Source organism: Rhizobium sp. 10N414 (assembly GCF_056394785.1).
In genome coordinates, this window is record NZ_JBFTIN010000001.1 from 425,985 (window position 1) to 440,435 (window position 14,451).

12 protein-coding genes are annotated in these 14,451 nt (G+C 61.7%); 3 read left to right on the forward strand and 9 right to left on the reverse strand.

The genetic code is table 11. The features are described from left to right. Nucleotides 1-5: 5 nt before the first annotated feature. Both polA and AC1DE4_RS02145 read left to right on the forward strand, forming a co-directional pair. On the forward strand, nucleotides 6-3,005 hold the full coding sequence (gene polA, locus AC1DE4_RS02140; RefSeq protein ID WP_477879664.1) for a DNA polymerase I: 3,000 nt from the start codon (nucleotides 6-8) through the stop codon (nucleotides 3,003-3,005). A 172-nt stretch (nucleotides 3,006-3,177) separates the two neighbouring features. Beyond that, nucleotides 3,178-5,526 (forward strand): DNA translocase FtsK, encoded by a 2,349-nt coding sequence (locus AC1DE4_RS02145; protein WP_025658601.1) that lies wholly within the window; start codon nucleotides 3,178-3,180, stop codon nucleotides 5,524-5,526. A gap of 433 nt (nucleotides 5,527-5,959) precedes the next feature. On the opposite strand, the gene AC1DE4_RS02150 is transcribed toward AC1DE4_RS02145, so the two are convergent. From AC1DE4_RS02150 to phnC, 8 genes are all read right to left on the reverse strand, one after another. Further along, nucleotides 5,960-6,469: a GrpB family protein gene (locus AC1DE4_RS02150; RefSeq protein ID WP_025658600.1), complete on the reverse strand. Its 510-nt coding sequence runs from the start codon at nucleotides 6,467-6,469 to the stop codon at nucleotides 5,960-5,962. Between the two features lie 14 nt (nucleotides 6,470-6,483). Further along, complete coding sequence (gene phnN / locus AC1DE4_RS02155) at nucleotides 6,484-7,083, reverse strand: phosphonate metabolism protein/1,5-bisphosphokinase (PRPP-forming) PhnN (RefSeq protein WP_025658599.1); 600 nt, start codon at nucleotides 7,081-7,083, stop codon at nucleotides 6,484-6,486. Continuing rightward, the gene (locus AC1DE4_RS02160) at nucleotides 7,080-8,219 is read right to left on the reverse strand and encodes an alpha-D-ribose 1-methylphosphonate 5-triphosphate diphosphatase (protein WP_025658598.1); all 1,140 of its coding nucleotides are present in this window, start codon (nucleotides 8,217-8,219) and stop codon (nucleotides 7,080-7,082) included. Before AC1DE4_RS02160 ends, phnN begins: the two co-directional genes overlap by 4 nt. A 13-nt stretch (nucleotides 8,220-8,232) precedes the next feature. Next, complete coding sequence (locus tag AC1DE4_RS02165; protein ID WP_025658597.1) at nucleotides 8,233-8,928, reverse strand: DUF1045 domain-containing protein; 696 nt, start codon at nucleotides 8,926-8,928, stop codon at nucleotides 8,233-8,235. Nucleotides 8,929-9,058: 130 nt separating this feature from the next. After that, on the reverse strand, nucleotides 9,059-10,399 hold the full coding sequence (gene phnE / locus AC1DE4_RS02170; protein WP_025658596.1) for a phosphonate ABC transporter, permease protein PhnE: 1,341 nt from the start codon (nucleotides 10,397-10,399) through the stop codon (nucleotides 9,059-9,061). Between the two features lie 8 nt (nucleotides 10,400-10,407). After that, entirely contained in the window at nucleotides 10,408-11,379 is a 972-nt protein-coding gene (phnE, locus tag AC1DE4_RS02175; protein WP_018116735.1) for a phosphonate ABC transporter, permease protein PhnE, read from the reverse strand. A 70-nt stretch (nucleotides 11,380-11,449) separates the two neighbouring features. Next, entirely contained in the window at nucleotides 11,450-12,355 is a 906-nt protein-coding gene (gene phnD, locus AC1DE4_RS02180) for a phosphonate ABC transporter substrate-binding protein (RefSeq protein WP_018855261.1), read from the reverse strand. Between the two features lie 88 nt (nucleotides 12,356-12,443). Then, the gene (gene phnC / locus AC1DE4_RS02185; RefSeq protein ID WP_477879829.1) at nucleotides 12,444-13,289 is read right to left on the reverse strand and encodes a phosphonate ABC transporter ATP-binding protein; all 846 of its coding nucleotides are present in this window, start codon (nucleotides 13,287-13,289) and stop codon (nucleotides 12,444-12,446) included. Between the two features lie 261 nt (nucleotides 13,290-13,550). Here phnC and AC1DE4_RS02190 point away from each other — a divergent pair, with 261 nt between their 5' ends. Continuing rightward, entirely contained in the window at nucleotides 13,551-13,763 is a 213-nt protein-coding gene (locus AC1DE4_RS02190) for a hypothetical protein (RefSeq protein ID WP_016552344.1), read from the forward strand. Between the two features lie 155 nt (nucleotides 13,764-13,918). Here the strand turns inward: AC1DE4_RS02190 and AC1DE4_RS02195 are convergent, their stop codons facing one another. Then, nucleotides 13,919-14,449 carry a ribonuclease H family protein gene (locus AC1DE4_RS02195; protein ID WP_025658594.1) on the reverse strand — a complete coding sequence of 177 codons (531 nt, stop codon included), beginning with the start codon at nucleotides 14,447-14,449 and terminating at the stop codon, nucleotides 13,919-13,921. Nucleotides 14,450-14,451: the final 2 nt, after the last annotated feature.

Here is a 14,451-nt window from a genome sequence, read left to right on the forward strand (position 1 = left end):
ACGCCATGAAAAAAGGCGATCATCTCTTCCTAATCGACGGCTCCGGTTTTATCTTTCGAGCCTTTCACGCACTTCCCCCTTTGACGCGCAAATCCGACGGTTTGCCGGTGGGCGCCGTGTCGGGTTTCTGCAACATGCTGTGGAAACTCCTGACCGATGCGCGCGACACATCGGTTGGCGCGACCCCGACGCATCTGGCCGTCATCTTCGACTATTCGGCAAAGACATTCCGCAAGGATCTCTACGACGCCTACAAGGCGAACCGCTCGACACCGCCCGACGAACTCATCCCTCAGTTCGGTCTCATCCGTCACGCCACACGGGCCTTCAACCTGCCGTGCATCGAGACGGAGGGTTTCGAGGCCGACGACATCATTGCAACCTATGCTCGCCAGGCCGAGGCGCTCGGCGCCGACGTGACGATCGTGTCTTCGGACAAGGATCTGATGCAGCTGGTGACGACCAACGTCCACATGTACGACAGCATGAAGGACAAGCAGATCGCCGTTCCTGATGTCATCGAGAAGTGGGGCGTTCCACCCGAGAAGATGATCGACCTCCAGGCGATGACCGGCGACTCGGTCGACAACGTGCCTGGCATCCCCGGCATCGGCCCGAAGACGGCGGCGCAACTGCTTGCCGACTACGGCGATCTCGACACACTTCTCGAACGCGCGACCGAGATCAAGCAGGAGAAGCGCCGGCAGACGATCATCGAGAATGCCGACAAGGCCCGCCTGTCGCGCGAGCTCGTGCGGCTGCGCACCGATGTTCCGCTTGAACTCAAGGTCGAAGACCTGATCCTTGAGCCTCAGAACGGACCGAAGCTGATCGGCTTCTTGAAGGCAATGCAGTTTACCTCGCTGACGCGGCGCGTGGCCGAGGCTTGCGATTGCGATGCCAGCGCGATCGAAGCCGTGGATGTTCCGGTCCAGTGGGGTGCGGCAGCGCGCGGGCCGGATCTCGACGCCGCAGAGCCCGAGCCGGTTGCCGGCGGTATTCCCGACGTTGCAGGCGAGGCCGTGCCCGTTCCGGCAAAGGCGAACGGCGCGAATGGTCGCGAGGGTACCTTCCGGCCGGGCGATCTTGCCAAGGCGCGCGCCGAGGCCTTTGCCTCCCTGCCCTTCGACCACTCGCGCTATGTCACCATTCGCGACATCGCGACGCTCGACAAATGGATTGCCGATGCGCGCGAAACCGGACTGGTTGGCTTCGACACCGAGACCACGTCGCTCGATGCGATGCAGGCGGAGCTCGTCGGCTTCTCGATGGCGATTGCCGACAACGACAGGAACGCCACCCGCACCAGCATTCGCGCCGCCTACGTCCCGATCGCCCACAAGACGGGCGTCGGCGATCTGCTCGGCGGCGGGCTTGCGGACAACCAGATCCCGATGCGAGATGCCCTGCCCCGGCTGAAGGCACTGCTGGAAGACGAGTCGATCCTGAAGGTCGCCCAGAACCTCAAATACGACTACCTGCTGATGAAGCGCTACGGGGTCGAAACCAAGAACTTCGACGATACGATGCTGATCTCCTACGTGCTCGACGCAGGCACCGGCGCGCACGGCATGGACCCGTTGTCGGAGAAGTTCCTCGGCCACACGCCGATCGCCTACAAGGACGTGGCCGGCAGCGGTAAGTCGAACGTTACATTCGACCTCGTCGATATCGATCGCGCGACGCACTACGCCGCCGAGGATGCGGAGATCACGCTCAGGCTCTGGCTGGTGCTGAAACCGCGCCTTGCCGCCGAGAAGCTGACCACGGTTTACGAACGCCTCGAGCGGCCCTTGCTTCCGGTCCTGGCACACATGGAAGAACGCGGCATCACCGTCGACAGGCAGATCCTCTCGCGCCTGTCCGGCGATCTCGCACAAGGCGCCGCGGCACTCGAGGACGAAATTTTCAAGCTTGCAGGCGGTCGCTTTACCATCGGCTCGCCGAAGCAGCTGGGCGACATCCTGTTCGGCAAGATGGGACTTGCAGGCGGTACGAAGACGAAGACCGGCCAATGGTCGACCTCGGCAAGCGTTCTCGAAGACCTCGCCGCCGCGGGCTTCGAACTGCCGCGCAAGATCGTCGACTGGCGCCAGCTGACCAAGCTCAAGTCCACCTACACGGATGCGCTGCCGGGATACGTGCACCCCCAGACGAAGCGGGTTCACACCTCGTATTCGCTGGCCTCGACGACGACAGGTCGCCTGTCCTCCTCGGAACCAAACCTGCAAAACATTCCGGTTCGGACGGCGGAAGGCCGCAAGATCCGTACGGCCTTCATCTCGTCGCCGGGCCATAAGCTGATTTCGGCCGACTACAGCCAGATCGAGCTGCGCGTGCTCGCCCACGTCGCCGAGATTCCGCAGCTGACGCAGGCCTTCGCCGACGGCGTCGACATTCATGCGATGACCGCATCGGAGATGTTCGGCGTGCCTGTCGAGGGCATGCCGTCAGAAGTGCGACGTCGCGCCAAGGCCATCAACTTCGGCATCATCTACGGTATCTCAGCCTTCGGCCTTGCCAATCAGCTCTCGATCGAGCGCTCGGAAGCGGGCGACTACATCAAGAAGTATTTCGAGCGCTTCCCCGGCATCCGCGACTACATGGACAGCCGCAAGCAGATGGCGCGTGACAAGGGTTACGTCGAAACGATCTTCGGGCGGCGAATCAACTATCCGGAGATTCGCTCGTCCAACCCGTCGGTTCGCGCCTTCAACGAGCGCGCCGCGATCAACGCGCCGATCCAGGGATCAGCCGCCGATATCATTCGCCGGGCCATGATCAAGATGGAGCCGGCGCTGGCCGAAGCAGGGCTTGGCGACCGCGTGCGCATGCTCCTACAGGTGCACGACGAACTGATCTTCGAAGTCGAGGACGCAGACGTCGAAAAGGCGACGCCGATCATCGTTTCGGTGATGGAGAACGCCACCATGCCGGCGCTCGAAATGCGGGTGCCGCTGAGAGTCGACGCGCGTTCGGCCACCAACTGGGACGAAGCGCACTGAGCGCTTCGTCGAAAATTCATTAAAATTTTCATTGCCTTCCAAGCCATTGATATAAAATGATTTTCCTTTTGTTTCTCGCCGAATGACCGCGCGGATGGAAGGAACTTATTAACCTTCATTTCCTAATTCGAAAGCCGATATTAGTTGCTAATCATGAGTGAGTAGCGGTCGTATGCGCTTTCCGAGAACCAATCTGACAGGGGCCGAGGAGATTTCCGCGGAAGTCGAAGGTGAACAGCTGCAGGAACACGCAGGCGAGAAGCCTACGGCACCAATTTGGCAGAGCAATTTTTCACTGGCTCCGAATGTGCGGTTCACCCGCACGCCCGAGAATCTGATCAATCCGAAGCGCGTACCGGCGCCGCCCTTTCGCACGCCGCCGCTTGCGCTGCAGGAACGCGTTGCGGCGGAAATCGGCGCGAGCGTGGAACAGCAGGCACCTGTTGTCGCGAACGCTCCGGTCGAGGTCTACGAAGCGGAGATCGCGCCGGCGATCGAGGTGCAGTCGACGGCCACCGCATTGCCGTTGATGTCGGTCGAGCCCGAGACTCACACCGTTGTCCGCGCAGCCACGGAACTGGCTGCCATCTCGGACTTCGCATTCTGGGAGGTCATGGCCTTCGAAGAAGCGGCAGCCGAACCGATCCTGTTGCCGCCGGTCTCCATGCCGAAGGCAGAGGTCAGCCCCGAATCGATCATCAGCCGGTTCCGCGTCATGGAGTGGCGGCCTGGTCGGCAACAGCCCGCAATGGCCGTAGCTTCGGTGCCTCAGCCGGTCGCCCCAGCCGCTGTCGCGCCTTCTCCCGGTTTGACGCGTGGCCGCGCCGCGCAAAACCCGGTCGCGACCGAACACAGCCGCGTGGAAGAAGCGGCGCAAGTCGAGCCGAAAGTGCAGCCTATCGCTCCGCTGCCAGTTCGCGCTTTGGCGCCGCAGCCGCTCGCACCGGCACCGCGTTTTGCCGCACCGAAGGTCGTCGCCTCGAGGGTCGATGCCTCAGGCTACGAATTCCCGTCGCACTCGCTGCTGCAGGAGCCGCCTGAACGTGTCGGCGAGATCATGTCGCAGGAGACGCTGGAGCAGAATGCCGGCCTTCTGGAAAGTGTTCTCGAGGATTTCGGCATCAAGGGCGAGATCATCCATGTCCGCCCCGGCCCTGTTGTCACGCTTTACGAGTTCGAGCCGGCACCGGGCGTCAAGTCTTCCCGCGTCATCGGCCTCGCCGACGATATTGCCCGCTCGATGTCGGCCCTGTCGGCGCGTGTCGCGGTGGTTCCCGGCCGCAACGTCATCGGTATCGAATTGCCGAACGCGCTGCGCGAGACCGTCTACTTCCGTGAGATGATCGAAAGCCAGGATTTCGAGAAGAGCGGCTTCAAGCTGGCGCTCGGCCTCGGCAAGACAATCGGCGGCGAACCCGTCATCGCCGAGCTCGCAAAGATGCCCCACCTGCTCGTTGCCGGCACCACCGGTTCGGGTAAGTCGGTCGCCATCAACACCATGATCCTGTCGCTGCTTTACCGGATGTCGCCCGAGCAGTGCCGCCTGATCATGGTCGATCCGAAGATGCTGGAACTCTCCGTCTATGACGGCATCCCGCACCTCTTGACGCCCGTCGTCACCGACCCCAAGAAGGCCGTCATGGCGCTGAAGTGGGCGGTGCGCGAGATGGAGGATCGGTATCGCAAGATGTCACGCCTCGGCGTGCGCAACATCGACGGCTACAACGGCCGCGTGGCGCAGGCGCGCGACAAGGGCGAGACCATCCATGTCATGGTCCAGACCGGCTTCGACAGAAGCACGGGCGCTCCGATCGAAGAGAGCCAGGAGATGGACCTGACGCCGATGCCCTATATCGTCGTCATCGTTGACGAAATGGCCGACCTGATGATGGTCGCCGGCAAGGAAATCGAAGGGGCGATCCAGCGCCTGGCGCAGATGGCGCGTGCTGCCGGTATCCACCTGATCATGGCGACGCAGCGCCCGTCGGTCGACGTCATCACCGGCACGATCAAGGCGAACTTCCCGACCCGTATCTCCTTCCAGGTGACGTCGAAGATCGACAGCCGCACTATTCTTGGCGAACAGGGCGCGGAACAACTGCTCGGCCAGGGCGATATGCTGCACATGCAGGGCGGCGGGCGGATTTCGCGCGTGCACGGACCGTTCGTTTCCGATGCCGAAGTCGAGAAGGTCGTCGCGCATCTGAAGACGCAGGGTCGGCCGGAATATCTCGACACCGTCACCGCTGACGAGGAAGAAGAGGACGGGGAAGAAGAGGACAGCGCAGTCTTCGACAAGAGCGCCATGGGCTCCGAAGACGGCGACGAGCTTTACCAGCAGGCGGTCAAGGTCGTGATGCGCGACAAGAAGTGCTCGACCTCCTACATCCAGCGCCGGCTCGGCATCGGCTACAACCGCGCGGCTTCGCTCGTCGAGCGCATGGAGAAGGAAGGTCTCGTCGGCCCGGCAAATCATGTCGGCAAGCGCGAGATCGTCGCTGGACGCGGCGAAGGCGAATAACGCAGTGGCAGCGGCATCCCACAAGGGGTGCCGCTGCCAGAAGTAATGTCCGCGCCGGAGAATGCTCCGGTACGGCTTGGCCTGGCTGGGAATGGGCAGGCAGCGGTTGTGGTCTATGTGGATTGTCAGGCGGTACCGCCTGCCCGATTGCATCGAGGTCCCCGCGCTTCCAGGCCGACAGGAGCGTCTCTCGGCTTTCCGTTGCGGTTGATCGCCGGTCCTGACGCCTGCGATCCTCCTCCTGCAAACATCATCGAACGCTGGACTTTCAACCCGTTTTGTCAGATCCGGCTCGCGACCCGGCTCCCTGTCCAATGACGTCATCAGTGTGCGCCAGATCGTTGGCGCGGGGATCGACGGGGAAGATCAGTTCGTCCAAATCACTGAAAGTTCATTCGATTTTTTCCACGCACAACAAAATTGCGCCGTGACATCAGTCCACTTTGCCAGCCGCGAGACGTAAGGTCTCGCGTACGAAGTCGGTCTTGCCGCCTGTGTAATAGGCCCAATCGTCGTTCGCCTGGCTCATCAGGCGAAGCTTCAGTGCCGCGTATGCTTGCGCCCGCTGGGGATGGGCCCGCAAGTAATCGCGGAAAACGGTGCGATCGCGGAGCACACGGTTATCGGATGAACAGAGATAGAGCCGCGCGCCATAGGAGCCCTTGCCGCAGGTGAAGGTCCAGCTCTGGTCGTTGTATTTGTCACCGTGAAACGCGTAGGCGGAGAGGCCTTTTACCCGCTCGATCGCGGTCAGCAACCCATCCTCGTTGCCGAAAGCAGCGTGCAGATCGATCTTGGGCTTCGCGGCAAGGTCCGGAACCGATGTGCTGCCGACATGATGAAACACCGGTGCCAAGTCGGATAGCACCGGCTGCAGCTCTGCTTTGACCTCGTTGAAAAGCCGTGGCCACTCGGGATCGTAAGGAACGACAACGATTGCCATCGTACCTCCCGATCCTAAGCCACTTCGGTGAGGAAGCCGTTCAGCGCATCCACGATCCTGCGCTCGCCGTCTTCAAGCGAGCCGCTGTTATCGACGTCGGTCACGTCGTAGTCGCCACGCACCGTCAGCGGGCCGCGGGCGAGCCGCGCCATGATGTCTTCATGCGTCTCGCGACCGCGCGCCTCGAGTCGGCTTGCCAGAACCTCGGCAGTCGCCGTCACATTGATGACCTTGAGCCGCGGGAAAACAGCCTTGAAATGGTGAAGCGCCGAGCGCGAGCCATTGGCGATGACCAGATTTCCCTGCGCGAGCGACACCGACACTTCGGCTGGAATGCCATATTTCAAGCCGTGCGCTTCCCACCAGACCGCGAAGCTCCCGGCCTGCTCCATCGACGCAAAGCCCTGGTCGGACACGGCGAGATGCTGCTCGCCGCCGGCATGGGTGTGGCGCGTAATGACGCGTCGGACGAAATGCACCTCAGGACGACCCCGAAAGTGCTTGGCGGCGAGCGCCATCAGCGTGTCCTTGCCGGCGCCACTCGGGCCGACGACGACGACCATGATGCCGTGCTCTGTGCCGGGAACGATGTGAGGTTCGTGCGACGGGTTCATGCGACACGGCGCCCTTCACGCCAAACAGCACGGGTGACCGGCACGCCGTGATCACGGAAAACGCGGACGAGATCGGCGCGCAGGCCAGTGGCGATGCGACCGCGATCGTTGAGGCTAACGGTGCGAGCCGGCGTCGCGGTGACCATGGCGATCGCCTTCGGTAGCGAAATGCTCTCCACCTCGTCGGCAATCAGGAAGGGTGCGTAGAGCAGGCTGAGCGGGACGTAGTCAGAGGACAGAACGTCGAGCACGCCGCATTCGGCGAGATCGCGGGCGGCGATATTGCCGGAATGCGACTTGCCACGAACGATGTTCGGGGCGCCCATCAGAACGCTCATGCCATGCTCGTGCGACGCCTTGGCGGCGTCGAAGCTGGTCGGGAATTCGGCAAGGCGAACGCCGTTCTCGATAGCCTCGTCGACATGGGCGAGCGTCGCGTCGTCGTGGCTGGCGACGGTGATGCCGCGCTCGGCGCAGACCTTGGAAATGGCCGTGCGGTGCGGCGTGGAATTGCGGTCAGATTCGGACACGCGACGATCGACGAACTTGGCGAACTCCGCATCGGAGAGACCGCGCTTCTTCTGGTAGTAGAAGATGTACTGGTCCATCGTCTGGAACTGCCGCTGTCCGGGCGCGTGGTCCATCAGCGAGACAAGACGGACATAGGGATCGTTCTCGAAATCGGCGAAGTGCTGCAGCACGTTGTCGGCAGAGACCTCGCAGCGCAGGTGAAGCAGGTGCTCTGCACGCAGGCGGCCCTCCTGCTCGGCCTTCTGGATCGCATCGGCCATCTCGCGCATCTCGCCATGCTCGAAGCCGCCGTCCTCGTCAGCGCCCATGCGCAGGCAGTCGAAAACCGTGGTGATGCCTGAGGTGACGATCTGTGCGTCGTGCGCCTGGATCGCCGCCGTCTTGTGCCAGCGCAGGCCGGGACGCGGCGAATAGTGACCTTCCAGATGGTCGGTGTGCAGTTCGACGAGACCCGGGATCAGATAATCGCCTTCGAAATCCTCACCCACGCGGGAACTGCCCGTCGAGATATCGGCGATCTTGCCATCGCGGACGAGGACCGATCCTTCAACGATCTCATTCTCGAGAACGATGCGGGCATTTGAGAAGACTGTTTCTTTGGTCATCGAATATGGTCTTTCAATTTTTAGCGCCGGCGAGCGGCCACCAGGAATGGGCTTTGAACGGCGCGCCCCGCGCCTCCTCGACGAAAACGGCAAGGCCACTAATGGGGAGCGGGCGGCCGATAAAGGCGGCGAAACGCTCCGCCAGAATGGCCTTCATCACGCCTGCACGCTCCTGCGGCACCTGGCCGGTCAGCGTCATGTGGAACCCGAAATCATCCATCACATAGGGATAGCCCCAGCGCAACAGATTGGCCCTCTGGCTTTCGCTCAGTTTCTCCGGGTTGCGGCGCGCTATATCCGCATCCGACAACGCGGCGCGAAACGGTTCGAAGGATTTTACCACCGTGGCGGCGAAATCCTGAAGCGGCGGATGCAGAAAAGCGGGCACCAGCGCAAAGAATTTACCCAACTGCCCAAGCACCAGCTCGGGAATCTCAAAGGCGGACGTGCGGGCGGCGAAATCCTCGACCACCTGGATCAGGTCCTTTTCGGTGACGGAGGCGGCCAGATGGAACGGTGCCTTGATCGTCGCGTGGAAAGCGTAGCGGCGAGGATCGGCTGTCAGTTCGAACTGCTCGGCGGCTGGCAGGTCCGGACAATCGGGAGCCGGATAAATTTTGCCGGTGAAGGCATCGCGGCCGAGCCAGAGCGCGGCCGTGCCGTTCAAGGGGTCATCCTTCGGCGGCGTGAAATAGAGTGCGTAGCGCAAGGCTCTTATCCTGGGAATCGTTCGGAGTGCGGTCGCAGTCTTCAGTGATTTGACCACGACCGCAAGCTGGCTTCCGGCTAAAAGATTTCCGTGACAGAATGATGATGGTCCTGAACGATCCCGCGCTTTTTCAGTGGGCCTTGGTCCCCATCAGACGGTGACGCAGGGCGTTCGACGCCATGTCGAACAGGAACACGACGATCAGGATCAGCAGCACCATGTAGGCGACGTTTTCCCAGTTCGCGTTGGTGCGCATCGCTTCCCACAGCTTGAGACCGATGCCGCCAGCACCAACCGCGCCGATGATCGTCGCGCCGCGTACGTTCGATTCCCACTGGTAGAGCGTCTGGCTGACGAAGACCGGGACGATCTGCGGGATGATGCCGTAGCGATGGGTGAGCACGGTGGAGGCACCGGTCGACTTGATGCCTTCGCGCGGCTTGTTGTCGACGTTTTCCAGGCCCTCGGAATAGAGCTTACCGAGCGTGCCCGTTTCCGTGAGGAAAATCGCGCCGGAGCCGGCCAAGGGACCGGGACCGAAGGCGCGGGTCAGAAAGAGCGCCCAGATCAACATGTCGACCGAGCGCAGGAAATCAAAGAACCGCTTCAGGACCTGGTTCAGGACCTTGTTCGGGGTGATATTGCGCGCAGCCAGAAAGGCCAGCGGGAAAGCAAGCAACGCGCCGAGCAGCGTTCCCAGAAAGGCCATCACGATGGTCTGGAACAGCTTGGTCCAGACGTCGCCATGCTGCCAGGCGCTGTTGTGCCAGATATTATCGAAGGCAAGCGACAGGTTGGACTGACCGGGCTTCAGGTCCGGACCCGAAACGATCAGGCTGATAACCTCGGTCGCTGGCTTGTCGAAGAACGGCGACTGCGTGTCGAAGACAAAATTCGCCCAACCGAGGAAGCGCTTGCGGACTTTCACGCGATCGACCGAGATGCTGACATCGCCGGCGAATCCGAGATCGGCAAGGACGTTGTCATCGTAGACCGTCATCCAGGCCGGGACCGGGCCCACGACCTTCGGGGCGCCGCTGGAGAAGTCCACCGGCACGCTGATGCCATGGGCAGTGACAACCGTTTCCTTGCTGGAGATCGTGACCGTGCGGCTTGTGCCCCTGACGGAGGCTGTGAGGCTGCCATCGGGATTGCTCACAACCCAGTCGGGATGCGGATCGTCGCCGAGCGGCGAGAAGCGCGGATACTTGACCGTAATGCCATCATCACCGATGCGGAACTCAGGCTGCACGTCATAGCTGACCCATTGGCTGAGATAGAGGCCGACGCGCTCCCAGTGAGCTTCGGCAAGCAGCTTCGGCAGGTCGAAGAACCAGGTCGCGTAAAGCGCATAGACGAGAGTCGCGATCACGATCATCAGGCCGCCGAAGCGCTGCTTGAAGGACCGTTTGAAATATTCCGGATAGCGCTGCTCGATCTCGTGCATCCGGTTGGCGTCGATCACCGTCATGGCGGACCTCAATGCTGCAAAAGGAAGGCGTGCTCGCCGACGAGGCGGCGGCGCAGCCATGCGGAGAACTGGTCGACCGCAACGATGGTGATGAAAAGCAGGAGAACGAGCGCCATCGTCTTGGCGCCGAATCCACGCGAAATGGAGAGCTTCAGCTCCTCGCCGATACCGCCGCCGCCGACCGCGCCGATGATGGTGGAGGCGCGGACGTTGATCTCGAGGCGAAGGAGTGCGTAGGAAACGAAGTTCGGCATGACCTGCGGCAGGGCAGCGAAGCGGACACGCTCCGACCAGCTGGCGCCGACGGCTTTCATGCCTTCATCCGGCTTCATGTCGATGTTTTCGACGACCTCATAGAAGAGTTTGCCGAGCGCCCCGATAGTGTGCAGGCTGACCGCGATGATCGCGGCAACCGGACCGATCGACAGGATGGCCGAAAACAGGCCGGCGATGACGATCTCGGGGAAGGCACGTAGGAATTCCGTCAGACGCTTGGCGACGATGCGCAGCGGATTGGATGGTGCCAGATTGCGGGCCACGAGAAAGCTCAGCGGCACGGCGAAAATGAAGCCGATCAGGGTGGAGACGAGCGCGACATTGATCGTGATGATCATCAGCTCGAAATATTCGGGGATATAGAAACCGCCCCAGACATAAACCCGGCCCTCGGCGAAATTGTACTCCTCGCCGGTCTTCTGGATCGGGCTTGCGACATCGAACAGGGCGCGCCAGACGTCATTCCAATCCTTGGGAATGAGCCAGCTCAGAAAATCGAAGAGATGCGGCAGGCGCTCGAAGAAATGGCCGGCATTGCTTTCGTCCGCGAACCGTACCGAGGCGACAAAGGCAGCCAGCAGGATCACCAGCCCGAGACCGGTATAGAGGCGACGGCGGGCCACCATCTTGCTCCAGGCGTCACCGATTTCACTTGCGCTTTGCTGGACGGCGGGCGCTTGGGCGTTGGGATCGGCAAAAGTCATGAAGGGTGTCCGCTTTCTTCGCAGGAAAAAGGGCGGCTTGTGACGGCCGCCCTCCAACTGTCAGCATCGATCAACCGCCGATGGCAGCCTTACGAGCGTCGATGATGGCGTTGTAGAAGTCAGCCTGAACCTTGGTGTAGCCCTGGTAGTCGCCGCCTTCGATGGCTGCGAAGCACTTGGCATCCTTTTCCGGGAGCTTCATGAAGAAGTCGGTGAGCTTGGCCTGCCAATCAGCGCCGAGTTCGTTGCGAACGACGAGCGGGCCGTTCGGGATCAGCGGCGAACGCCAGACTTCAACCAGCTTGTTCGGGTCTACGGTGCCCTTGTCGACAGCCTTGCGGAAGGTGCCGGAGGTGTAGCCGTCCTTGAAATCGCCGATGCCCGAGGAGTCATCAACAGCGATGTCGACCTTGCCGTCGTAAGCGGCGAGAAGGTTGTTCTCGTGGCCGCCGTTGAACTGCGTGGACGCGAAGTACTGGTCGTTCGGCATGCCAGTGTCCTTCGGGATCTGCGTCAGCGGGATCAGGTAGCCCGAGGTGGAGTCCGGATCGGCGTAGCCGAGCTTCTTGCCCTTTGCGTCCTTGATGTCCTTGATGCCGGAGGACTTCAGGGCGAGACCGATCGAGTGGTAGCCCGTCGAGCCGTCCTTCTGAACCGTCGTCAGGATCGGCGTAACGGCCTTGTCGTCCTTGATGGCGATGGCGGCGTAGCCGGAAGCGCCGAGCTCCGCGAAGTCGAGCGTGCCGCCGAGCAGACCCTGGATAACGCCGTCATAGTCAGCAGCCGGGAAGAGCGAAACCTTCTCGAAGCCGAACTCGGTCTTCAGGTGGTCAGCCAGGCAAGCGTAGTTGCGCAGGCGGTCGGCTTCGTTTTCGCCGCCGAGGATGCCGACGCGGAATTCCTTGAGGTCTGCGGCATGCGAGACGCCGGCAAGCGCAAACAGCGCCGTCGCGGCAAAGAGTGCTTTCTTCAACATGGTACTCTCCTGATTGACCGGTGTCCCCGGCGATCTCTGGTTAGAAGAAGGTGCCCATAACGCGGGCTTACGATCGAGGCCGCCCCTCTCAGAGACCGGCCAGCGCCAGCGGTTGCAAGCCGGCGGATTGATTGGCGGCAACGGCCGCCGGAATGTTGATCGAGGTCGAGGTCATCGTCTCGTCGATGCCGGCGCCATCCTTGTCGGTGCCGTAGATCCGCTTGACGGCATCGGCGGTCAATTCGGAAGGCCTGCCATCGAACACGACGCGGCCAGCGGCCATCCCGACGATGCGTTCGCAATAGTTGCGGGCCGTATCGAGCGTATGAAGGTTGGTGATGACGGTGATGCCTTCGCGCTCGTTGATATCGCGCAGCGCGTCCATGACGATCTTCGCATTGAGCGGGTCGAGCGAGGCGATCGGCTCGTCGGCAAGCACCATCTTCGGGTTCTGCATCAGGGCGCGGGCAATCGCCACGCGCTGCTGCTGGCCGCCCGACAGAGTGCCGGCCATCTGCAAAGCCGTCTGCTCGATGCCGAGACGCTGAAGGGCAGCGATGGCGTGGATGCGCTCTTCGCGGCTAAAAAGACCGAGCAGGCTCATCGTGGTCGAACGATGGTTGAGACGACCGAGCATGACGTTGGTCAGAACGTCGAGACGCGGAACGAGATTGAACTGCTGGAAGATCATCGCGCAATCACGCTGCCAGTTGCGCAGCGCCTGGCCACGGAGACTGGAAACCTCGACGCCGGCGAAATGGATCGAGCCCGACGTCGGCTCCTGCAGGCGGTTGATCATCCGCAGAAGCGTGGACTTGCCGGCGCCGGACCGGCCGATGATGCCGACCATCTGGCCCTGAGGAATGTCGAGCGTCACGGAATCAACAGCTGTCTTCTTTCCGAAACGGCGGGTGACATTCTTCAGTTCGAACATCATGCTCTTCCTCATAGTCCAGATGCGATATGAGGGAGTGCATTAGTCCCGGTTCATGAACCTCCAATGTCAGTTTTATGTAAGGACTGTCATAATCGAGTTTTGGGGCATAACGAAACCCGGCCGGTTTGCCTGAAGATAAGAGCCTGCCGGTCGGCGTCTCGCCTCGCGATTTCAACCCCCGGCCTGTCGCCATTGACGGTTGACCGGACCGCCAGTCGATGGCAGGCAATCCGGGACCCGAGATAGTGGAGTAAAGCGATGGACCAGACACTCTTCAAAAGCCTGTGCAAAGACGGGAAGTTCAAAGAGGCCCTCGCTCTCGCCATCCGCGGACACGAGGACGAGAAGTTCACACCCAGCCGCTTTTCCATGGACAAGAAGACCGGACTGCCGATCTTCTACCGCGGCAACAAGCGCGTCGAACCTGACGAGACCGGTGAATGGCAGCTGGCGAAGAACCCATGGGCGTGAGGGCCGAAGCCAGGAGTTGATTGCGGCAACGGCGACGGCGGCGCGTGCAGCCACCTGCCCTCAAGGCGTTTCGGACAGCTGCGAGCGATGGTCACGTGCCGGCGGCGCCTATTGGAAACCTGCACTTCCGCGCGCGGGCCGACGTGGGTCAACTCTCATCGGATACCCTTGCCACGCAGTGACAGGCGGCCGCGCTCGGCGAGTTCATCCGCGCGCTCGTTGCCGGCAAGGCCCGAATGGCCCTTGCACCAGGCGATCGTCAGCAGGCGATTGCGCGAGAGTTGAGCGTCTATCGCCTTCCAAAGATCCGGATTTGCGATGGTGCGGCTTCGGACCTTCGCGTTGGCGCTTATCTTCTTCCAGCCGTTGTTCTTCCAGATGTGGCGCCAGTGATTGCAGCCTTTGACGGCGTAAACGGAGTCGGACCAGACGACGGCTGTTTCCCCCGCTGCATTGCTGTTGATCCACGCCACCGCTTCGAGCAGCGCGATCAGTTCCGTCGCATTGCTGGCGGTGTCCCTGACGCAGCCAAAACCGGAGGCGACTTCGGCATCGTCGCGAAAGACCACAAATGCCCAGCCGCCCTCCCCTGAATCGGGTTCGTAACAACCGTCGGCGAAGACGTGGAGATCGTGCCTGGAGCCAATATTTTCAGCAAGGAGAATAGTGTCGGTGTTGTCGGTCATTT

Bases quoted from the DNA above. Each gene is read 5' to 3' on its own strand.
- AC1DE4_RS02195 (WP_025658594.1), bottom strand. From the start codon at position 14,449: ATGACCGACAACACCGACACTATTCTCCTTGCTGAAAATATTGGCTCC.
- AC1DE4_RS02145 (WP_025658601.1), top strand. From the start codon at position 3,178: ATGCGCTTTCCGAGAACCAATCTGACAGGGGCCGAGGAGATTTCCGCG.
- AC1DE4_RS02190 (WP_016552344.1), top strand. From the start codon at position 13,551: ATGGACCAGACACTCTTCAAAAGCCTGTGCAAAGACGGGAAGTTCAAA.
- phnC (WP_477879829.1), bottom strand. From the start codon at position 13,289: ATGTTCGAACTGAAGAATGTCACCCGCCGTTTCGGAAAGAAGACAGCT.
- phnE (WP_018116735.1), bottom strand. From the start codon at position 11,379: ATGACTTTTGCCGATCCCAACGCCCAAGCGCCCGCCGTCCAGCAAAGC.
- AC1DE4_RS02150 (WP_025658600.1), bottom strand. From the start codon at position 6,469: ATGGCAATCGTTGTCGTTCCTTACGATCCCGAGTGGCCACGGCTTTTC.
- phnE (WP_025658596.1), bottom strand. From the start codon at position 10,399: ATGACGGTGATCGACGCCAACCGGATGCACGAGATCGAGCAGCGCTAT.
- AC1DE4_RS02160 (WP_025658598.1), bottom strand. From the start codon at position 8,219: ATGACCAAAGAAACAGTCTTCTCAAATGCCCGCATCGTTCTCGAGAAT.
- phnD (WP_018855261.1), bottom strand. From the start codon at position 12,355: ATGTTGAAGAAAGCACTCTTTGCCGCGACGGCGCTGTTTGCGCTTGCC.
- polA (WP_477879664.1), top strand. From the start codon at position 6: ATGAAAAAAGGCGATCATCTCTTCCTAATCGACGGCTCCGGTTTTATC.
- phnN (WP_025658599.1), bottom strand. From the start codon at position 7,083: ATGAACCCGTCGCACGAACCTCACATCGTTCCCGGCACAGAGCACGGC.